Genomic DNA, 20,045 nt, shown 5'->3' with positions numbered 1-20,045 from the left:
CATCGGCCCGCCGCGCGAGGCGGCGGGCGGTCAGGTTGCCGGCGCGGCGGATGCGCGGCCGGCCGTGAGGATCAGCCGCGCGCCGGGATGTTGAGCCCGCGCGCGACGGCCGGGCGGGCGACGAACGCGTCGAGCGCGCGCGCGACGTGGCGGAATTCGCTGAAGCCGACTAGGTCGCCTGCCTCATAGAAGCCGATCAGGTTGCGCACCCACGGGAAGATCGCGATGTCGGCGATCGTGTAGGTGTCGCCCATCACCCACTTGCGCTCGGCGAGGCGCGCGTCGAGCACGGCGAGCAGCCGCTTCGATTCGGCGACGTAGCGGTCGCGCGGACGCTTGTCCTCGTAGTCGCGGCCGGCGAACTTGTGGAAGAAGCCGACCTGGCCGAACATCGGGCCGATGCCGCCCATCTGGAACATCACCCACTGGATCGTCTCGTAGCGGCCCGCCAGATCCTTCGGGATCAGCTGGCCGGTCTTGTCGGCGAGATAGATCAGGATCGCGCCGGATTCGAACAGCGGCAGCGGCTTGCCGTCCGGGCCGTTCGGATCGATGATCGCCGGGATCTTGTTGTTCGGGTTCAGCGACAGGAACGCGGGCGAGAGCTGGTCGTCCGTGTCGAAGCGCACGAGATGCGGCTCGTACGGCAGGCCGGTTTCCTCGAGCATGATCGACACCTTGACGCCGTTCGGCGTCGGCAGCGAGTAGAGCTGGAGGCGGTCGGGATGCTGGGCCGGCCACTTTTGCGTGATCGGGAAGGCGGACAGATCGGGCATGGCGTTTCGCTCGTCAACGTTGAGAATCGCGCTCCGGCCGGCCGCCGCGCATCCTTGCCGCGGCGACATGGACGCGACGAACGCATCGAGAGGCGGGCGGGGCGCGCCGAAAGGAGGCCCACTGTAGCCGATCGCCGCGATCCGTGCAGACCGTGCCCGCGGCGCGCGCGTTCGTGCGCCCGGGCCCCGAGTCAGAAGTTGTGCCGCAGGCCGACCATCGCGGCCGTCGTGCCAACGCCGGGCGCGACCGCCGTTGTCGTCGACGCCAGTCGGCATCCCGACCGGCGCAATTGGTTACAAATCGACACCGTGCCCGATGCGCGGACGTTGCAGACTACGCGGCGTACCGGCTCGGCGATGCGCTCACGCGCGGCGCCGCATGCCCCCGACGGACCTCGACTCACGGACCCCGATGAAGTTTCCCACGCTCCTGATGCTCGGCTGCGGCGCCACGCTGCTGGCCGCCTGCCACCTGCTCCGCGATGGCCCGAGCGCCGCCGACGTCGACGCGGCCGTGCGGCGCTCGCTCGAAGCCGAAAACCACGGCGGCCTCAACGCGCTGCTCGGCCAGCCGCTGCCGGTGTCGGCCGACGTCGTGTCGGTCAAGCCCGACGGCGACTGCAAGAAGGCCAGCGAGCGCACCTACACGTGCAACGTCGTGTTCACGTGGCGCAACCCGGACAACGCGCCGACGCGCGCGGAGCTGACCTTCGTGCAGGGCGCCGACGGCGCGTGGCAGACGTCGAACGTCGACGCGGCGCTCGCGACCGGCGCGGCGAAATCGATGATCGACCGGATCGGCAAGGCGTGGCCGGGGAGTTCCGCGAGCGCGGCGACCGCGCAATGACGGGACGAAGGGCGCAACGGGCACGCGTCCCTTCGTCGCACCCATCATCCGTATTCGGGTCTGGATATAGGGAAAACCCTTAATTCGAGATATAATCGGCGGCCAGAAGAAAGGTCGAATCATGCCTGAACGTTTCCATTCCCTCGAAAAATTCGTGTTCTCGCTCGTCGTGCTGTCCGCAGTCGTCTGCTCGGCATTCCTCGCGTACGAGCGTCATCCTGAAATCAAGATCGCACTGCACGAAGGCGAAGCCCTGATGCGCGAAAGCGCGAAGTATTCGGTCGTCTGCTCGCCGTCGAAGTACGATCCTTGCGCCGAGATGTCGGCTTACTGATCGAAGTTATGGGGTAGATCGCGGAAAATCGAGCGGTCGCCCGCCATCGCGGCCCGGGCCGTCGCTCAGATTTCCCCCGGCGATTCGGCAGCACGCCGCCCGAACCACCGGGCGCGGCGACACCCTGAACAACGTGAACAACGGCCCCGCATCGAGCCATCGAGCGGGGCCGTCGTCATTGCGACGCGCACGAATCGTCGTCGACGGCCGCCGCCGATGCACCGGTGGCGGCTTCGGCCCGTGCCTGCCGCACCGTATCCGACGCCACTGCCTGCAGCCGTTGCGCGAGCTGCGGTGTAATGCCGAGCTGCGCAGCCGCTTGCTCGCGCGCGCCGAGCGTGCGCACATCGACGCCGGCGATCTGCTGGAACAGCACGAGCGCGCTCAGATAGGCGCCGGTCACGCCCGGATGCAGATAGTCGGGCCGCGAGATCGGCGGGTCGTTGTCCGCGCGGATTCCGTACCACAGCAGCGGCGCGCCGGAGCGCGCATACGGGTCAGGATCGGCGACGCCAGTGGCCCAGGCACGCAGCCATGCGCGTCCGACCGGCGCGACCGCGACGATTGCCGGGTCGCTCCGGCGCGCACGCGCGAATGCGTCGCGATATGCGGCGACGAGCTCGGTCAGCCGGGCGAGGTAGCGCCCATGAAAACCAGCGCTGCCCGGCTCGCCGGCTAGCGCTCGCGCGAGCTCGGCACGCGGCCAGGTTTCATATAGATAGACGCGCGCGTGCGGCGCGACCGCCCGGATGCCGCGCGCGAGCTGCGCGACGCTCGCGCAGAACCCGGCCGGATCGCTCGCGGCCGCGTGCGTGAGCGCAAACGGCAACGGCTTCGCGCTCAGCTCCTGCAGCACGACCGCGTCCCAGGTCGGGCGGTCGATCACGTCCGATGCGACACGGTCGTGCTTCGCGAGACTCGTCGCAGACATCGCCTCGAGGTGAACGTCGTAGTCGAGCCCGGCTTCGGCGGCAAAGCGCGCGAAGATGCCCGGAATGCCGCCCCACGGACCGCGCTCGCGTTCCGCTCGCGCGCCGGTCTGCCCGAAGTTCTCGTCGACGACGCGCGCGGTGCCGCCGACTTCCCGGCCGCCCGCGTCCATTGCACCGTACGAACGCACCGGTTCGTAGCGGCCGTGCGTGAGGCTGTCGCCGACGAACAGAATATGCAGCGGCGCTCGCTCGGGCGGCACGGCCGGCGTGCCGGGCGCGTCGCCGCCCGACGCAGCGGCGGCAGGACCGGCGATCAGCCACAGCGCGACGCACGTCAGCGCGCGATGCGCGACGCGGCGACAGGAGCACGGCATGGCGGATCGTTCGGTCATTGCGGCGTTCCGGAAAGACGCGTCGCCGCAGTATTTCACGAAGCGGCGCGACCGCACAGGCCGCGCCGCGCGTGCGGTAGACTGCCCGCTGGCTATCGCACGCACGGCGCCGCCCATCACGCATCCATCACCCACCGCCTCGGCCCACATGGACCGCATCGATGCGATGAAAGCGTTCGTCGTCACGCCGGCGCGGGCCGTCGCCTCCGACGTTCGCCGGCCGCGGATGCGGATAGCCGCGCGACCGTTTTTCGAGGCGCACACGAGCACCGCGCTGCCGCACCGGACCACGCGGACGATCCGGCCGAGCGCGACCCCGCCGCAGCACTCCGATCCAGGACATCGCAGGAGACAAGAACATGATTCGACCGACCGACAACCGGACGCTGTTGCGCACGCTCGGCGTGCGTATCCCGATCATCCAGGCGCCGATGGCCGGCGTCGGCACGCCGGCGCTGGCGGCCGCCGTGTCGAATGCGGGCGGGCTCGGCTCGCTCGGCGTCGGCGCGACGAACGCCGAAGGCGCGCGCAAGATGATCCGCGACACGCGCGCGCTCACCGAGCGGCCGTTCAACGTCAACCTGTTCTGCCACCAGCCGGCCCGCGCCGATGCCGCCGTCGAACGCGCGTGGCTCGACTGGCTCGCGCCGGCGTTCCGCGAGCAGCGCGCGTCGCCGCCCGCATCGCTCGCCGAAATCTACACGAGCTTCGTCGCCGACGATGCGATGCTCGAGATGCTGCTCGACGAAAAGCCGGCCGTCGTGAGCTTCCATTTCGGCCTGCCGTCCGATGAAGCCATCGCCGTGCTCAAGCGTGCGGGCATCACGCTGTTCGCCACCGCGACCCATCCCGCCGAAGCCGCGCAGATCGCCGCGGCCGGCATCGACGCGATCGTCGCGCAGGGCATCGAGGCCGGCGGGCACCGCGGCGTATTCGACTCGACCGGGCGCGACGACGGGCTCGGCACGTTCGCGCTCACGCGTCTGCTCGTGCGCGAATGCGCGGTGCCGGTGATCGCGGCGGGCGGCATCATGGACGGCGAAGGCATCGCCGCGGCGCTCGCGCTCGGCGCGCAGGCCGCCCAGCTCGGCACCGCGTTCGTCGCGTGTCCGGAGACGTCGATCGACGACGGCTATCGCCGCGCGATCGTCGGCGACGCGGCGCGCCGCACGACCTTCACGACGGCGATTTCGGGGCGCGTCGCGCGCGGCATCGCGAACCGGCTGACCGCCCTCGGCGACGATCCGCACGCACCGCCGACGCCTGCCTATCCGATCGCGTACGACGCGGGCAAGGCGCTGCATGCGGCCGCGAAGGCCAACGGCGAATTCGGCTACGGCGCGCAGTGGGCCGGGCAGGCCGCGCCGCTGATCCGGCCGTTGCCGGCGGCGGAACTCGTCTCGGTGCTCGAGCGCGAGACGCGTGACGCCGTCGCACGGTTGCAGCACGCGCTCGACTGATCACACCGGCCGCTTGCCGCGGCGCGTGCCATGGGGCACCCGGCGCCCGCCGCCGAATTGCAACGTCATGTATCCGCGCGCCGCGCGGATACAGTGAGATACAACGCATCGGCCGCCGCACGCTATAACGCACACGTGATCGAACGAGGAGTGCGACATGAGTGCCACGTGGTTCAACGGATCGTGCCATTGCGGCGCGGTGAAATTCGCGGTGCGGACCGCGCTCGAGCCGGCCGCTCGCTGCAACTGCAGCCTGTGCCGCCGCAAGGGCGCGCTGATGAGCCCGATGTTCGCCGCGGCCGACCTGAAGATCGTCGAAGGCGAGGGCGTGCTGACGCTCTACCGCTTCAACACCCACACGGCGCGCCATTATTTCTGCAGCCGTTGCGGCATCTATCCGTTCCATCAGACGCGCAAGGACCCTGCATGCTGGCGCGTCAACCTCGGCTGTCTCGACGGCGTCGATGCGTACGCGCTCGACGCCACCGTCTCCGACGGCGCCAGCCTGTCCGTGGTGGACGACGCATGAAGCGCTGGCTGACGATCCTCCTGTTCGCCGCGGGCGGATTCGCGACCGAAGTTGCGCATCCGGTGCAATGCTCGCTGCTGCCGGTCAGCCGGCAGCGTAGCGGCAATCGGCGCGTTCGCGGCGACGGCCGCAGCGTGTGAGCGTGTCGACCGGTTCCGCGCCGATGCCTTGCGATGCGCCGGTGACGACTTTGGAGTTGCTCACGATGTGCGTCGACAGGTAATGGGTTTTCGGCTTGAGCGCCGCCCGGATCGATGGATCCGATGAATCGATGGACGCCACTCTAGGCGCGTCGAGCCGGCGTTCGAACACCCACCGTGGACGAACAGTCTTGCGTCGAAGGGCGGAGAAGGGCGGCGGCGCGGTCATGGCAACACTTCGGCGCATGCACCGATTCCATCGACGAGCCGCGCAACGCCGCGAGCCGCATCGCGCCACCGCGCGAACCGACGCACGCGCGGCACACACCGCAGCGCCCGAACGAACCTCAACCGCGCTCGCCCGTGCGCTCGCGGTCGTAGAACGTCGCGAACAGCTCGGATTGCGATCCGACGCCGAGCTTCGCGTAGATATGCTTCTTGTGCGCCCGCACGGTCTCGAACGAAATCGACAGCTTCTCCGCGATTGCACGCGACGAAAATCCACTCAACGACAGCATCGCGACTTCGATCTCGCGCGTGGTCAGCGCGCCGCGCCCGTTTTTTCCGGTGAGCATCCCGAAACGCGCATGCGGATCGGGCGCCGCGTGCGGTGCCGCCCGAGGCGCGGCGGTCGCGACGAACGTTTCGAAGCGCACGCGCTGCTGCATCAGCGACAGCACCCATGGCGTGTACAGCGTCAGCAGCGCGGTCTCGCGCTCGTCGTACCTGCTCGTCTTGCCGAGCGAAAATCCCAGCGTGTGGTCGCGATCGATCACGACGTTGAAATGCACTTCGTCGCCCACGATGTTCTTCTTGAAGTAGCGCTGGTAGTACTCGGTCGTACGGAAGTTGTCAGGCGCGACGTCGGCGAGCGTGTAGAAGCCCGACGCGTGCGTTTCGAAGGCGGCCAGATAGAACGGATCGAGCTGATAGAGCGCGGCGAGATAGTCCTGGAACATCAGGTCGATCTTGCCGTCGGGCAGCGCCTGTTCGGCGAGCACCAGCGGCGCCGCATCGCGCGCGAACAGCAGCGCGACCCAGTTGTCGAAAGCGACGTGCCGCTCGAGGACACGCGTGAGGCGCGCCCAGAAATGCGGGCCATCGAGCGCCTCGATGGCCGAGCCGATCTCCCGATGAAAGGCGAGATCTCGCCATTCGAAGTCCATCGTGTGCTCCGGTGGGGGTAACCCTGGCGGGGAATTTGAGGTCAAAAATAATACCCCGATAATCGCTTCCGGTTCGTTGTGCCGCGGCGCATGCGGCCCGTGCGGCGCACCAGACGCGCCAACGAAAGCCAATTGGAAGGAGAAGGTTTGATGCAGGTAGAACTCGCGCAATTGACGCTCGTCGACGCCGACGTCGCGCACAACACGCGCAAGGTGCTCGACACGATCGAGCGCGCCGATACGGCGGCGGGCACCCGGCTGATCGTGTTCCCCGAAACGACGCTGTCGGGTTTTCCGACGCGCGAGAACGTCGCCGACGTCGCCCAGACGCTCGACGGCCCCGCGTTGTCGGCGGTGCGCGACGCGGCGCGGCGCAAGGGCGTTGCGGTCGCGGTCGGCCTTGCCGAGCGTGACGGCGAGCGCTTCTACAACACGACGGTGCTCGTCGACGAGCAGGGCGACATCGTGCTGCACTATCGCAAGACGCACCTGTGGGCGTCCGACGTCGGCGTGTTCACACCGGGCGAGCGCTTCGCGACCTGCGTGTGGAACGGGCTGACCGTGGGGCTGCTGATCTGCTACGACATCGAGTTTCCGGAAACGGCACGCGCGATCGGCACGCTCGACGCCGATCTGCTGATCGTGACGAACGGCAACATGGACCCGTTCGGCCCCGTGCATCGCCGGGCGATCGTCGCGCGCGCGATGGAGAACCAGATGTTCGCGCTGATGGTGAACCGCTGCGGCAGCGGCGACGACGACCTCACGTTCGCCGGCCTTTCCGCGCTCGTCGATCCGTTCGGCGACACCGTGCTGGAGCTCGGCCGCGACGAAGCGATCGTGCAGGCGCGCATCGATCCGACGCGCCTCGAAGCGAGCCGCGAGCACTACAACTATCTGCACGACGCGCGCGTGGCGCTCGGCCTGACACGCATCGAACAGGTCGACGGACAACGCACGCGCACCATCGAGCCGCCGCGCCGGCGCGGCGAGTAACCGAAAGCACCGCAAGCCGCAGTCCATTCATCGCATGGAGCAGGGCGCGACGCCCGGCCCGTGCGTGCTCGTTCCATTGCGTTGCCGGCCGGACGGCAGACAGATTCGTATTGGCCGCGAAGGCCCGGGAGATAACATGCAAGCCTCGTCAACCCATGAACCGCTGCAGCTGAAGCGCACGCTCGGCCTGCCGTCCGTGCTGCTGTTCGGGCTCGCCTATATGGCGCCGTTGATCGTGTACGGCACGTACGGCGTGCTGGCCAAGGCCAGCGGCGACACGGCCGCGCTCGCCTATCTGCTGGCGCTGGTCGCGATCGCGTTCACCGCGCTCAGCTACGGCAAGCTCGCGCGGCTCTATCCGACCGCCGGCTCGGCCTATACGTACACGCGCAAGACGTTCAATCCGCATCTCGGCTTCATGATCGGATGGGCGACGCTGCTCGATTACTTCTTCCTGCCGATGGTGATCTGGCTGATCGGCGCCGCGTATCTGAATGCGGCATTTCCGCACGTGCCGACCTGGATCTGGATCGTCGCGTTCATCGTGTTGACGAGCGGCCTGAACATCGTCGGCATCGAGCTGGCCGCGCGCTTCAACATCGTGCTGATGGTCGTGCAGCTCGCGATCGTCGCGATGTTCGTCGTGCTGTGCTGGCACTATGCATCGGCAGCGGCGGGCGCGGGCGGCATCGCGATGGCGGAGCCGTTCTTCAAGCCGCACGTACCGTTCGGCACAACGATGGCCGGCGCGGCGATCGCCGCGTATTCGTATCTCGGCTTCGATGCGGTGTCGACGCTCACCGAAGAGACGATCGATCCGAAACGCAACATGCCGCGCGCGATCCTGCTGATTGCGCTGATCGGCGGCGCAATTTTCGTGATCGCAGCATATGCGATGCAGCTCGCGCATCCGGGCGTGGAATTCAAGGACACGGATTCGGCGGCGTTCGAAGTGGCGAAGATGATCGGCGGCGATCTGTTCGTGACGGTGTTCCTCGCCGGGCTGATCCTCGCGCAGTTCGCGTCCGGCATCTCGGCGCAAGCGAGCGTCGGCCGGTTGCTGTATGCAATGGGCCGCGACGAGATCCTGCCGAAGCGCATCTTCGGGGTCATTCATCCGCGGTTCAAGACGCCGGCCGTGAATATCGCGCTGGCCGGCATCGTCGGGCTGATCGCGTTGAAGCTCGATGTCGCCACCTCGACGTCGTTCATCAACTTCGGCGCGTTCCTTGCATTCACGGCCGTCAATCTGTGCGTGATTCGCCTGTACCTGTCGGGCCGTCATGGCGAGCGCCGGATCGGCGTGTTCGGCGGGCTCGTGTTCCCGGCGATCGGCGCGGTGGCCGACCTCTGGCTGCTGGCGAGCCTCGAGAAAACCGCAATCATGCTGGGCCTCGTGTGGTTCGGGCTCGGGCTCGTGTATCTGTGCTGGATTACGCGGCTGTTTCGGCAGGCGCCGCCTGAAGTGGCGATTTGAGTTGGGTCGGCGACGCTTGCCGGCGTTGGGCGGCGTCGCGGATGTCAATCATCGCGCCGCCCTGTGGTCGGGCGGTGTCGTCAATGCGGGCGTCAGCGGTTGCGCCGGGCACCACGGCTCGAGTTTGCGATCGGTACGTCGTGGGCCGGGCTAACTGACGATGCTAGTGTCGAGCGCAGCCTTCCCGGCTGACGCGAAGATCGAAGCGCTCGACGTATCGAGTGGCGCACTGGCGGCAGTGCGCCGCTAACCTTTCGGTGGGCATCGTTCCGAGCCCGCCAAACCCACACTGCATTCGGTTCGGCGAAACGAGCAGTCGGCGCGTCGCGGTTCGAGTTGCGTGATGTTGCGGCTCGCCATCCACTGCGGCATATCGAGCGCCCCCGCGGCCATGCTGCTGACTACCCGCGACCAACACCCGCACGAACACGACCGAGCCCGCAGCGACGATCTAGCCGTCGCCAAGACGTGCGCGGTCCATCGCCGCGACGGCCTCTTTCAGCAGCGCGCGCAGCCACATGAGGCCCTGGTCCGACGTGCGATGCTTGTGCCATTGAACGGACTGCTCCATCGTGGGCACGGTGAGCGGCACGTCGCGCAACACGAGCGGCAGGTCGCGCGCAGCCGCTTCGGCGAGCCGCCGGTGCATCGTGGCAATCCGATTCGTGCCGACGAGCAGATGCGCGGGCGAGAGGAAACTGTACGTGCTCGCCTCCACGCGCCTCACGACGCCGAGCCGCTGCATGAACCAGGCTTCGAGCGCGGTCTGCCCTTCGCCGACCTGCACGACGATGTGCCCGGCGCCCATGTAGCGCTCTTTGGTCAGCTCGCCCTTTGCGAGCGGACTGTGCTCCCATAAAACGCAGCAGAACGTTTCCTCCAGCAGCACCTCGGCCGGATGCTCGGTCGAGCAATATTCCTTGGGGATGATGAGCAGGTCCGCTTCGCCGCGCTCCAGCACCCGGTGCGGATAGGCGACCTGCGGGCGCAGATCGAAACCGATGCCGGGCGCCTGCGCGTAGGCGAGCCTGAACAGGTGCGGAATCAGCGTCGTCATCGTGTAGTCGGACACGAACAGCCGGAACAGGCGACACGCCTGCGCGGGCACGAATTCGGGCTGGGCCGTCACCGTGGCATCCACACGGACGAGGATGTCTCGCACGGCGTCCTTTAGAGCCTCGGCACGCGGCGTGGGCTCCATCTTGCGACCAACCTGCACGAGCAGTTCGTCGTCGAAGTATTCGCGTAGCCGCGCAAGCGCGTTGCTCGTCGCTGACTGGCTCAGGTGGATTTTCTCGGCGGCGCGGCTGATGTTCTGTTCGCTCAAGAGCGCGTCGAGCGCGACGAGCAGATTGAGGTCGAGCTTGTTGAACCGCATGCGGGGTGTCTCCGTGCTTCTCATTCTTGTCGCGGTGTGAGCGCGGCATACAGGGTTACACCTGAGTGTATTCACACCATCGATAGCGCGTATGGATTGAATCCATTTCTGCAATACGTGGGCCTATCTTAACCTATGTCACATCCCGCTGCGATCACGCATGCATCGCGTCGGGAGGCCAGCGTCAGCGCACTTTCAGCGTGCACGTACGACTCGTGCGTGCGCCGTGCACGCCACGCTTTCCACTACTAAAGAGACGCCGCGCGGCACGAACGCCGTCCAGGTTGAGGAGACAGCATGTTGAAAAAATCGGCCGCAATGGCCATCGGCTGCGCAGTATCGGTAGCCGTTTCGATGAACCCGGCACAGGCATTCGAAGGCGGGGTTTCGCCGTATCCCGCCGGCGCGGTGGGCACGAATTTCGCCAATCTTCCGCCGATTCCGGGCCTGTTCGCGCTGCAGCAGTTCAACTACAGCTTTTCGAACGGCCTCTATGGCAACGACGGCAAGAAGCTGCCCATCCCGTTTCATTCGTCGGTGTTCTCCGAGACGACGCGTCTGCTGCTGGCCTATCCGTTTCATCTGCTGGGCGCGAACGTCTATACGCAGCTCGTCATTCCGGTGGTGTCGCTGCATACGAGCGTAGCGGGGCAGTCGGGCACGCAGAACGGCCTTGCCAACATCACGCTGACACCCGTGTTGCTGCAATGGCGCCTGTCGCAGAACCTTGCGATCGCGTCGGGCATCGACGTCGCGTTCGAGAACGGTTCCTACAGCCCCGTGAAGGCGAGCGTCGCGGTGGGCTACACGTCGGTGCAGCCGGTGTTCTCGATTCGCTACAACGCGCCCAACGGCCTCGACGTCGGCATCGCCAACCGCCTGCTGCTCAACGCGAAGAACGGCACGACGAACTATCGCTCGGGCAATGGCTATGTCGGCGAGTTCGAGGCCGGCTGGAACTTCGGCCCCTGGAAGCTCGGCGTGGTGGGCGAGTATCTGAACCAGTTCAGCGACGACAAGGCCAACGGCGCGAACGTGGGCAATCGCATGCGGACCTTCGGCATCGGCCCGTCGCTCGTCTACGACGCGAGAAGCTGGAACATCAACCTCAACTATCAGCAGGGCGTGTATGCCGCGAATACATCGAAGAGCAACAACGTGTGGCTGAACATCGCCATTCCGCTGTGGCCCGGCTTCGGGCGCAAGGGCTAGCGCTTACGCGCGCATCGCAAGCAATACGTCATTTCAACGAAGGCAATCAGTATGTTTCGCTACTTTCCTACCAACTACGTCTGGAACCTGTCCGTCGATCTCGCCATTGAAATGGGCGCGCGCATGGGCGAAATCGAGGACATGTGCGCGCCGCTAATGGAGGCGTCGCGCCAGCCCGACGCGGAAGGCACCCGCGCGTTTCGCGAAGCCTGGGTCAAGACGGCCGACCGCCTGTGCGACCTCGCAGGCGAAGATGAAGCGCAAGGACGGCTGCTCTCCGCGGGCGAGAAATACCGGCGTGCCGCCATGTATCTCATCACGGCCGAACGCATGCTTGCGCACGATGCGCCCGGGCGCATCGACCTGTACCGCCGTTCGCTCGATACGTTCGACCGGGCCATCGCGCTGACCGGCGAAAACTGCGAGCGCGTGGCCATTCCCTACGGCGATGGGCACTTGTCCGGCCTGCTCGTGAAGGCGCAGCAGACCGGCGGCGCGCGCAGCCCGCTGCTCGTGCAGGTGAACGGCCTCGATTCGACCAAGGAAATGAAGTACTTCGTCGGCTTGCCGGCATGGCTCGCACAGCGCGGCGTGTCGTCGCTGATCGTCGATCAGCCCGGCACCGGCGAAGCGCTGCGGCTGCATGGCATGCACGCGGTCTACAACACCGAGGTCTGGGCGAGCCGTATCGTGGACTGGCTCGAAACGCGCGACGACGTGGACGCAAAGCGGATCGGCATGGAGGGCGTCTCGCTCGGCGGCTACTACTGTCCGCGCGCGGTCGCCTTCGAGCCGCGTTTCGCGTGCGGCGTCGTATGGGGCGCGAATCACGACTGGCGCGACGTGCAGAAAAAGCGCCTGCAGCGCGAGGGCAACTTCCCGGTGCCGCATTACTGGAAGCACGTCTGCTGGGTCTGGGGCGCCAAAGACATCGACGACTTCATGCGCATCGCGGAAGACGTGCATCTCGACGGCGTGGTCGAACGCATCAAGGTGCCGTTCCTCGTCACGCACGGCTCGAAGGACTCGCAGATTCCCGTGGCCTGGGCGCATCGCACCTACGAGCAGCTCGTGAACAGCCCGAAGCGCGAACTGAAGATCTTCACCGAACGCGAAGGCGGCGTGCAGCACTCGAGCTTCGACAACTCCATCAACGCGGGGCACTTCATCGCCGACTGGGTCGCCGAAACCCTCGGCGGACGCACCGCACGCTGATCCACCTTTTCTTGGAACGCAATCTTATGAACATCATCGGACTCGATACGCTGGCCTTCGGCGTGGACGACGTCGCCGCGTGCGGCCAGTATCTGATCGACTATGGCCTGGTGCCGGTGCGCCGCGACGACACCGGCGGGCGCTTCGAAGCGCTCGACGGCACGGGCATCGAAATCGCGCATCGCGACGACGCGCGCCTCGCACCTTCACTCGGCACGGCGAGCATGCTGCGCAAGACCGTCTACGGCGTGGCCGACGCCGCGGCGCTCGATGCGATTGCCGGCGAGCTGCATCGCGACCGCGAAGTGCGCACGCTCGCCGACGGGTCGATCGAATCGGTGGACGACATGGGCTTTGCCATCGGCTTTCAGCTCACGAAGCGCCGGCCGCTTTCGCTGCCCGCCGAGCCGGTGAACGCGCCCGGCGCGCCGGCGCAACGCGCACCGAACGTGGTCGGCGCACGAGACGATGCCGCGCTCACGCCGCGCACGCTTTCGCACGTCGTCTACTTCGTGCCGGACGCCGCGCGCGCCGAGGCGTTCTACGTGGAGCGGCTCGGCTTTCGCTGCACGGACCGCTTCACGGGCGTCGGCCCGTTCCTGCAGCCGGCCGGCACGCTCGACCATCACACACTGTTCATGATCGAGACGCCACCGTTCATGAAGGGCTGCGAACACTTCACGTTCCATATGGGCGGTCCGAGCGAGGTGCTTCAGGCAGGCACGCGGTTCGTCGCGAAGGGCTACCAGTCGTTCTGGGGGCCGGGGCGTCACCGCTTCGGCTCCAACTGGTTCTGGTACTTCAACAGCCCGTTCGGCTGCCACGTGGAGTACGACGCCGACATGGACCTGCACGATACGGACTGGACCGCACGCGAGGCCGCGCTGGGCGCGGACACATCGCAGCTGTTCCTGTTCCAGCATCGCGAGAACTGGGCGCCGGGTGCGGCGCCGCCGGCCGGCGTCAAGGCGGACTGACCGCGCACGACCATGTCCGAGCCATTGCTTCGAGTACGCCTGGCAAGCGTCGCGGATCTGCCCGATCCCGGCGCGCGCGGCTTCGATCCCGACGGAGCGGGGCGCGACACGATCTTCGTCGTGCGGCGCGGCGAGCAGCTTCATGCCTGGCGCGACGCCTGCCCGCATTTCGGCGACACGCCGATGGCCTGGCGCAAGGACGCCTATCTGAACGGCGACGCCACGCGCATCGTCTGTCACGCGCACGGCGCGCAGTTCGACATGGCGAGCGGCGTGTGCCTGCTCGGACCGTGCCTCGGCCGGCGGCTGATCGCGGTTCCCATCGAAGTGACGGAAGACGGCTACGTCGTGCTGGTCCGGCACGACACACGATCGATCACATAAAGCACCAGGAGACACCCCTATGACATCCTCCCTTCAGCGCATCCTCGTCATCGGCGGAGGGTTCGCCGGCATGACGACCGCGATCCAGTGCGCGAAGCTCGGCCTGAGCGTCGATCTCGTGGAAATCGACACGGGCTGGCGTTCGTATGGCGCGGGCATCAGCATCGGCGGCCCGACGCTGCGCGCCCTGCGCACCGTGGGCGTGCTCGACGCCTTCTTCGAACACGGCCACGGCGGCGACGGCGTGAACCTCTTCACCGCCGCGGGCCATCCGATCGGCACGTTGCCGACGCCGCGCGTAGCGGGCGACGACGTGCCCGGCGGCGGAGCCATCATGCGCCCCGCGCTGGCCGGAATTCTGGCGGATGCGACGCGTGCGGCCGGCGTGCACGTGCGGCTCGGCTGCACGTTCTCGCAGATCGCGCAGCGCGACGACGGCGTGGACGTGACGTTCACGGACGGCACGCACGGCCGCTACGATCTCGTGGTGGGCGCCGACGGCCTGTACTCGAAAGTGCGCGATGCCGTGTTCCCGGATGCGCCCAAGCCGCGCTACACCGGTCAGGGCGTGTGGCGTGCGGTCGTGCCGCGGCCGGCGGAGATTGCCTGCGCCACGATGTGGTTGGGGCAGAAGGTGAAGGTCGGCGTCAATCCTGTTTCGCAGGAAGAAATGTACGTCTTCGTCACGGAAGACCGGCCGACGAACGAGCGCGTCGATCCCGCGCACTGGCCGCGCATGCTCGCGGATCTGCTGGCGCCGTTCGGCGCGCCGCTGGTGCAATCCATTCGCGCGCAGGTGGGACCGCAGTCGCACTGCATCTATCGTCCGCTGGAAAGCCTGCTGCTGCCGCAGCCCTGGTTCAGCGCGCGCGTGGTGCTGGTGGGCGACGCCGTGCACGCCACCACGCCGCATATGGCCGCGGGCGCGGGCATCGGCATAGAAGACGGCATCGTGCTGGCCGAGGAGCTGGGACGCGGCGCGACGGTGCAGGCGGCGTTGCAGGCTTTCCAGGCGCGGCGCTGGGAGCGCTGCCGCATGGTGGTGGAAAACTCCGGGCGCCTCGGCGAGATCGAGATCAGCGGCGGCGACAAGGCTGAACACACCCGCATCATGCACGAGACGCACCAGCGGCTCGCGCAGCAGATCTGACGACCGGAGCCACGATGGAAACGAACCTTTCTGCGGCACACGCGGCGCATGCCGCGCACGTCGACCTGCCGGGCGGCGCCGATGCGGACGCGGATGCGGGCACCCGCCTGCGCGCATCCGGCATCGCGGTCCTGATGGTCTCGCACTGTGCCGGCATGGTCGATCTGGTCGCCTTGCCGGTATGGGTGGGCACCCTGATCGGCGCATACCGGCTCGACCCACAGCAGGCCGGCCTGCTCGCCACGCTGTTTCTGGCGGGGGCCGTCGTCGGCAGCCTGTTCTTCTCGCCGCGCCTGAACCGTCTGCCGGCACGCGTCATGGCGACGCTCGGTTTCGGCACGGCGACGCTCGCGTTCGTCGGCATCGCGTCGATTGACGGCTATGCGGCGATGGCGGTGCTGCATGCGTTGGCCGGTATCGCCGTGGGCTGCGGGCTGAGCTTCGCACACGGCACGATCGGACGCAGCCGCCATCCGCATCGCCTGTTCGCCGGCGCGGGGCTCGCGCTCGGCATCTTCGCAATCGCGTTTCTGGGCGGCACGCCTGCGTTGATCGCGCAACACGGCGGCGCCATGCTGTTTCGCGTGTTCGCGGGGATCATGGCTACGGCGGCGATTGCCTGCGCCCTGGCATTCCCGTCGATTCGCGCGCAACGCAGCACGGCGTCGGTCGCCGAGCCGCGCTTCGCGCGCGCGGTCTGGTTCGGCATGGCAGGCGTGGGATGCATGGGGCTCACGCAGTCGATGCTCTTCAGCTTCGTGCAGCGCATCGGGCTCGACCACGGTTTCGGCTTCGGCGCCGTGACGGGCACGCTGATCGCGCTCGGCTTCGTCAACCTGTTTCCCGCACCGGTGGCGGGGCTGCTCGAACGGCGCATCGCGGGGCGCAGGGTGGTGCAGGGCGGTCCCATCTTACAGGCGGCGCTTGCGTTGATCATCACGCACAGCGCGACCGTCGGGCCGTATGCCGCGGCCACCGCCGTCTTTGCCGCCGTGATGATCTTCACCCATACCTTCGCGTTCGGCATGCTCGCCCGCATCGACCGTACCGGACGCGCCGTTGCCGCGACGCCCGCCATGCTGATGACGGGCGCCGCAATCGGGCCGCTCCTCGGCGGCACGCTCGTCAAGCATTCGGGCTACGGCAGCCTGGGCATTGCGGCGGCCATGATCGCGGTGGCGGCGGTGTTCTGCTTTTCGCGGCTCGAGGGCCGTCCTGATACGCAAGGAGTCAACGCATGAAGCCCGTTCGCCGGTTTGTCGATCTCTCCATTTATCTGGAGAACGACGTGCTGTCCGATCCGCCGCCGCTCGCGCCGAAGATCACCTACCAGAAGCACGCAGACACGTTGCCCGAATTCATGGCCATGCTGCCGGGCACGAAAGCCGACGATTATCCCGACGGCGAGGCTGCCGCCGCGGAATGGGTCACGCTCACGACGCACAGCGGCACGCATCTGGACGCGCCCTGGCATTTCCATTCGACCATGGACGCACGGCTCGGCGAGGCGCGGCCGTCCATCACGATCGACGAGGTGCCGCTGGAGTGGTGTTTCCAGCCCGGCGTGAAGCTCGATTTCCGCCATTTCCCCGATGGCTACGTCGCGAGCGCCGCCGATGTCGAGGCCGAACTGGCGCGTATCGGCCACGCGTTGCAGCCGCTCGACATCGTCGTCGTGAACACGCGGGCCGGCTCGCGCTATGGGCACGGCGATTACGTGAACGCGGGCTGCGGCATGGGCTACGAGGCCACCATGTATCTGCTGGAGCGCGGCGTGCGCCTGACGGGCACCGACGCCTGGAGTTGGGACGCGCCGTTCTCCTACACCGCGACGAAGATTGCGCAGACGGGCGATACGTCGCTGATCTGGGAAGGGCACAAGGCCGGCCGCGACATCGGCTACTGCCATCTGGAGAAACTGCACAACCTCGAAGCGTTGCCGCCCGCCGGCTTCACGATCAGTTGCTTCCCGCACAAGATCCGCGGCGCTTCCGCCGGCTGGACGCGCGCCGTCGCGATTCTCGAACAACCCGATGCGGAGCGCGCAGCATGAGCTTTTCCACCATTCGTCGCGTCGTGACCGGCCATGACGCCAACGGCCGGGCGATCGTCATGTCCGATGGTCCGTTGTCCACCGTCGCGGAAATTGCCGCGATTCCCGGCACGGTATTCCACGAAGTCTGGAGCACGTCGGAAAGCCCCGCGGTGGTGAACAACGGCTCCGATCCCACCATCGGCGAGCTCATGTTGCCGCCGCCGAGATACGGCACGCGCGTGCGCTTCATCGACATTCCGCCCGACACGCCGGAGTTTCTCGCGCACGGCGCCGCGGCCATGCATGCGGCGTTCAGCCAGATCGGCAACGCCGATGCATCGACCGTCCAGGCCGACTCGCCGCATCCGCTCATGCATCGCACGGAGTCGATCGACTATGGCGTCGTGATCGAAGGCGAGATGACGTTGATACTCGACGGCGCCGAGGTCGTGCTGAAGCAGGGCAACGTGGTGATTCAACGGGGGACCAACCATGCGTGGGCGAATCGCTCGGGACGCATGTGCCGGATGCTGTTCGTGTTGATCGACGGCGTCTACGACCCGGCGATTGCCGCCGCGCTCGCGAGCCGGACGGAGAGGGAGGCACGATGAAATTCAGTTCGTTGCCGGACGGCGCCGACGGCCGCCTGCTGCTCGTGTCGCGTGACCTTCGTCATGCCGTGGACGCCGCACCGATCGCGCCGACGTTGCTCGATGCGCTGCAACGTTGGGACGCAGTCGCGCCGCTACTCGCGGCACGTTACGACGCGCTGAATGCGGGCGCGTTGCCCGACGCACGCCCGTTCGATCCGCAGGCTTGCGCTGCGCCGTTGCCACGCAGTCCGCAGTGGTGCGACGGCTCGGCGTTCCTGAATCACGGTCGCCTCATGGAACAGGCGTTCAATACGCCGCCCATCCCCGAGTTCGACACGGTGCCTGTGATGTACCAGGGCGCAAGCGATGATTTTCTCGGGCCGCACCACGACGTGCCCTTGCCGGACGAACACGACGGCATCGACTTCGAAGGCGAGTTCGGCGTGGTGGTGGCAAACGTGCCGATGGGCGTGTCGCCCGACGATGCGGTTCGGCGCGTGCGCCTCATCGTGCAGCTCAACGACTGGAGCCTGCGCGCGTTCGGGCCGCGCGAGATGAAGACCGGCTTCGGGTTTCTGCAGGCCAAGCCCTCCACGAGCTTTGCGCCCGTCGCGGTCACGCCGGACGAACTGGGCGAGCATTGGCGCGACGGTCGCGTGCATCTGCGTTTGCACGTGGACTGGAATGAGCGCTGGTTCGGGCATCCGCACGGCGGGGAAATGAGCTTCGGGTTCGGCGAGCTCATCGCACATGCGGCGCGTACGCGCAGGCTGTCGGCGGGGACGATCGTCGGTTCCGGCACGGTGTCGAACGTGGACCGCGGCGCCGGGTCCGCGTGCATTGCCGAGCGGCGCGTGATCGAGATGATCGATGAAGGAAAGGCACACACACCGTTCATGCAGTTTGGCGACCGCGTTCGCATGACGGCTCGCGACGACGCGGGCGGCACGCCGTTCGGGTCGATCGACCAGCAGGTCGTGCGCGCGTCTCGCGACGCAGAGCAGGTCAGGGATGAGATCACAAGCGAGGTCACAAGCGAGGCGCTGCGATCATGAGAGTGCTCGTCACAGGAGCGGGAGGATTCGTTGGGAGGGCGCTTGTCGAGCGCTTGCTGCACGATGGCATCACGCAGTCCGGCGATGTGTCGGAACTCGTGCTGATCGATCGACGAGTGGAGCGCGCGCCAGGTGACACGCGCGTCACGGCGGTGGCCGGCGATTTCGGCCGCCCCGAGATTCTCGAGCCGCTACTCGCGAGACCAGTGGACGTCGTCTTTCATCTGGCAAGCATGCCCGGCGCGCAAGCGGAAGCCGAGCCGGCTGCCGGCGACAGCGTCAATCTGTGGGGCATGCTCACGCTGTTCGAACTTCTCGCGAAGCAGGCCGTGCTGCACGACGGGTACGCGGCACGCGTGGTCTACGCGAGCAGCGTTGCGGTGTTGGGCGAACCGTTGCCGAACTTTGTCGATGAGCACACGGCGCCGCACCCGGCCACGAGCTACGGTACGCACAAGCTGGTCGGCGAACTGATCCTTGCGAACTGGACGCGTCGCGGCGAGCTGGACGGCCGCGCGCTGCGGCTGCCCGGCATCGTGGCGCGGCCGGAGTTGTCGTCGGGACATGGGTCGGCGTTCATGAGCCAGATCTTTCGCATGGCACAGCGCGGCGAGGCTTATACGTGCCCCGTGTCGCCCGACGCTACCGCATGGTGGATGTCGCGAAGATGCTGCGTGGACAACCTGCTGCACGCCGCGCGCATGCCGGCGGCGTCGTTGCATACGGGCCGCGTGTGGACGCCGCCCGTCTTGCATCTTTCCGTGGGAGAGATCGTCGATGCGTTGCGCCGGCGCTTCGGCGCGTTCACGATCGACTACGCGCCCGTGGATCAGATCGAGCAACGTTTTGGACGGCAACCGCCGCTCGTGGATAGGCGAGCGCTCGAGGCCGGGTTTCGGCACGATGACACTATTGAAAGGCTGGTGGAGGCGGCGCTCGAGGGCGGCACGGACGCGTGACGTGAAACGCAGGTTGTCTCGATGCGGCAAGTGCGTGA

At 67.2% G+C, this 20,045-nt stretch carries 21 protein-coding genes; 16 read left to right on the top strand and 5 right to left on the bottom strand.

Annotation, left to right across the window (positions count from 1 at the left end; translation table 11 throughout):
• Window positions 1–71: 71 nt before the first annotated feature.
• The gene (locus tag WJ35_RS03615) at window positions 72–776 is read right to left on the bottom strand and encodes a glutathione S-transferase N-terminal domain-containing protein (protein WP_059885975.1); all 705 of its coding nucleotides are present in this window, start codon (window positions 774–776) and stop codon (window positions 72–74) included.
• Between the two features lie 412 nt (window positions 777–1,188).
• Between WJ35_RS03615 and WJ35_RS03610 the strand changes: the two genes are divergently transcribed.
• Together WJ35_RS03610 and WJ35_RS03605 are read left to right on the top strand one after the other, a co-directional pair.
• Window positions 1,189–1,623 (top strand): hypothetical protein, encoded by a 435-nt coding sequence (locus WJ35_RS03610; protein WP_069238750.1) that lies wholly within the window; start codon window positions 1,189–1,191, stop codon window positions 1,621–1,623.
• Between the two features lie 121 nt (window positions 1,624–1,744).
• Window positions 1,745–1,957, top strand: a complete 213-nt coding sequence (locus WJ35_RS03605; RefSeq protein ID WP_011884867.1) for a hypothetical protein — start codon at window positions 1,745–1,747, stop codon at window positions 1,955–1,957.
• Window positions 1,958–2,132: 175 nt separating this feature from the next.
• On the opposite strand, the gene WJ35_RS03600 is transcribed toward WJ35_RS03605, so the two are convergent.
• Window positions 2,133–3,281, bottom strand: a complete 1,149-nt coding sequence (locus tag WJ35_RS03600) for a hypothetical protein (RefSeq protein ID WP_069238749.1) — start codon at window positions 3,279–3,281, stop codon at window positions 2,133–2,135.
• Window positions 3,282–3,640: 359 nt separating this feature from the next.
• Between WJ35_RS03600 and WJ35_RS03595 the strand changes: the two genes are divergently transcribed.
• Both WJ35_RS03595 and WJ35_RS03590 read left to right on the top strand, forming a co-directional pair.
• Window positions 3,641–4,741 carry an NAD(P)H-dependent flavin oxidoreductase gene (locus WJ35_RS03595; protein ID WP_069238748.1) on the top strand — a complete coding sequence of 367 codons (1,101 nt, stop codon included), beginning with the start codon at window positions 3,641–3,643 and terminating at the stop codon, window positions 4,739–4,741.
• A gap of 157 nt (window positions 4,742–4,898) precedes the next feature.
• Entirely contained in the window at window positions 4,899–5,270 is a 372-nt protein-coding gene (locus WJ35_RS03590; RefSeq protein ID WP_069238747.1) for a GFA family protein, read from the top strand.
• Window positions 5,271–5,354: 84 nt separating this feature from the next.
• Here the strand turns inward: WJ35_RS03590 and WJ35_RS30990 are convergent, their stop codons facing one another.
• On the bottom strand, window positions 5,355–5,639 hold the full coding sequence (locus tag WJ35_RS30990; RefSeq protein ID WP_155121854.1) for a hypothetical protein: 285 nt from the start codon (window positions 5,637–5,639) through the stop codon (window positions 5,355–5,357).
• 118 nt (window positions 5,640–5,757) lie between these two features.
• Window positions 5,758–6,576 (bottom strand): response regulator transcription factor, encoded by an 819-nt coding sequence (locus tag WJ35_RS03585; RefSeq protein WP_011884874.1) that lies wholly within the window; start codon window positions 6,574–6,576, stop codon window positions 5,758–5,760.
• A gap of 150 nt (window positions 6,577–6,726) precedes the next feature.
• Between WJ35_RS03585 and WJ35_RS03580 the strand changes: the two genes are divergently transcribed.
• On the top strand, window positions 6,727–7,572 hold the full coding sequence (locus WJ35_RS03580; protein WP_011884876.1) for a carbon-nitrogen hydrolase family protein: 846 nt from the start codon (window positions 6,727–6,729) through the stop codon (window positions 7,570–7,572).
• Window positions 7,573–7,708: 136 nt separating this feature from the next.
• Window positions 7,709–9,049 (top strand): APC family permease, encoded by a 1,341-nt coding sequence (locus tag WJ35_RS03575; protein ID WP_069238746.1) that lies wholly within the window; start codon window positions 7,709–7,711, stop codon window positions 9,047–9,049.
• A gap of 451 nt (window positions 9,050–9,500) precedes the next feature.
• On the opposite strand, the gene WJ35_RS03570 is transcribed toward WJ35_RS03575, so the two are convergent.
• Window positions 9,501–10,427 carry a LysR family transcriptional regulator gene (locus WJ35_RS03570; RefSeq protein ID WP_045579103.1) on the bottom strand — a complete coding sequence of 309 codons (927 nt, stop codon included), beginning with the start codon at window positions 10,425–10,427 and terminating at the stop codon, window positions 9,501–9,503.
• Between the two features lie 297 nt (window positions 10,428–10,724).
• Here WJ35_RS03570 and WJ35_RS03565 point away from each other — a divergent pair, with 297 nt between their 5' ends.
• Genes WJ35_RS03565 through WJ35_RS03520 form a run of 10 tightly spaced genes read left to right on the top strand, consistent with a single transcriptional unit; the run spans window position 10,725 to window position 20,007 of the window.
• A complete protein-coding gene (locus WJ35_RS03565) occupies window positions 10,725–11,639 on the top strand; it encodes a SphA family protein (protein WP_011884882.1) in 915 nt (304 codons plus the stop codon).
• A gap of 51 nt (window positions 11,640–11,690) precedes the next feature.
• Complete coding sequence (locus WJ35_RS03560) at window positions 11,691–12,854, top strand: alpha/beta hydrolase family protein (RefSeq protein ID WP_045579102.1); 1,164 nt, start codon at window positions 11,691–11,693, stop codon at window positions 12,852–12,854.
• A gap of 26 nt (window positions 12,855–12,880) precedes the next feature.
• Complete coding sequence (locus WJ35_RS03555) at window positions 12,881–13,831, top strand: VOC family protein (RefSeq protein WP_034193138.1); 951 nt, start codon at window positions 12,881–12,883, stop codon at window positions 13,829–13,831.
• Between the two features lie 12 nt (window positions 13,832–13,843).
• Window positions 13,844–14,215, top strand: a complete 372-nt coding sequence (locus WJ35_RS03550) for a Rieske (2Fe-2S) protein (RefSeq protein ID WP_059734204.1) — start codon at window positions 13,844–13,846, stop codon at window positions 14,213–14,215.
• Between the two features lie 19 nt (window positions 14,216–14,234).
• On the top strand, window positions 14,235–15,365 hold the full coding sequence (locus WJ35_RS03545) for an FAD-dependent oxidoreductase (RefSeq protein WP_011884888.1): 1,131 nt from the start codon (window positions 14,235–14,237) through the stop codon (window positions 15,363–15,365).
• Window positions 15,366–15,379: 14 nt separating this feature from the next.
• Entirely contained in the window at window positions 15,380–16,606 is a 1,227-nt protein-coding gene (locus WJ35_RS03540) for an MFS transporter (protein ID WP_080484215.1), read from the top strand.
• On the top strand, window positions 16,603–17,418 hold the full coding sequence (locus WJ35_RS03535; protein ID WP_011884890.1) for a cyclase family protein: 816 nt from the start codon (window positions 16,603–16,605) through the stop codon (window positions 17,416–17,418). The genes WJ35_RS03540 and WJ35_RS03535 overlap by 4 nt, the downstream gene beginning before the upstream one ends.
• Complete coding sequence (locus WJ35_RS03530; RefSeq protein ID WP_069238745.1) at window positions 17,415–18,011, top strand: cupin domain-containing protein; 597 nt, start codon at window positions 17,415–17,417, stop codon at window positions 18,009–18,011. Before WJ35_RS03535 ends, WJ35_RS03530 begins: the two co-directional genes overlap by 4 nt.
• A complete protein-coding gene (locus WJ35_RS03525) occupies window positions 18,008–19,048 on the top strand; it encodes a fumarylacetoacetate hydrolase family protein (RefSeq protein ID WP_069238744.1) in 1,041 nt (346 codons plus the stop codon). The genes WJ35_RS03530 and WJ35_RS03525 overlap by 4 nt, the downstream gene beginning before the upstream one ends.
• Window positions 19,045–20,007 carry an NAD-dependent epimerase/dehydratase family protein gene (locus WJ35_RS03520; RefSeq protein WP_041493833.1) on the top strand — a complete coding sequence of 321 codons (963 nt, stop codon included), beginning with the start codon at window positions 19,045–19,047 and terminating at the stop codon, window positions 20,005–20,007. The genes WJ35_RS03525 and WJ35_RS03520 overlap by 4 nt, the downstream gene beginning before the upstream one ends.
• The last annotated feature ends 38 nt before the right edge of the window (window positions 20,008–20,045 follow it).

Origin of the sequence: Burkholderia ubonensis, from assembly GCF_001718695.1 — a bacterium.
GTDB classification, from domain to species: Bacteria; Pseudomonadota; Gammaproteobacteria; order Burkholderiales; family Burkholderiaceae; genus Burkholderia; species Burkholderia ubonensis_B.
Note: the sequence above shows the minus strand (reverse complement) of the source record. Positions and strands in the feature narration are given on the sequence as shown.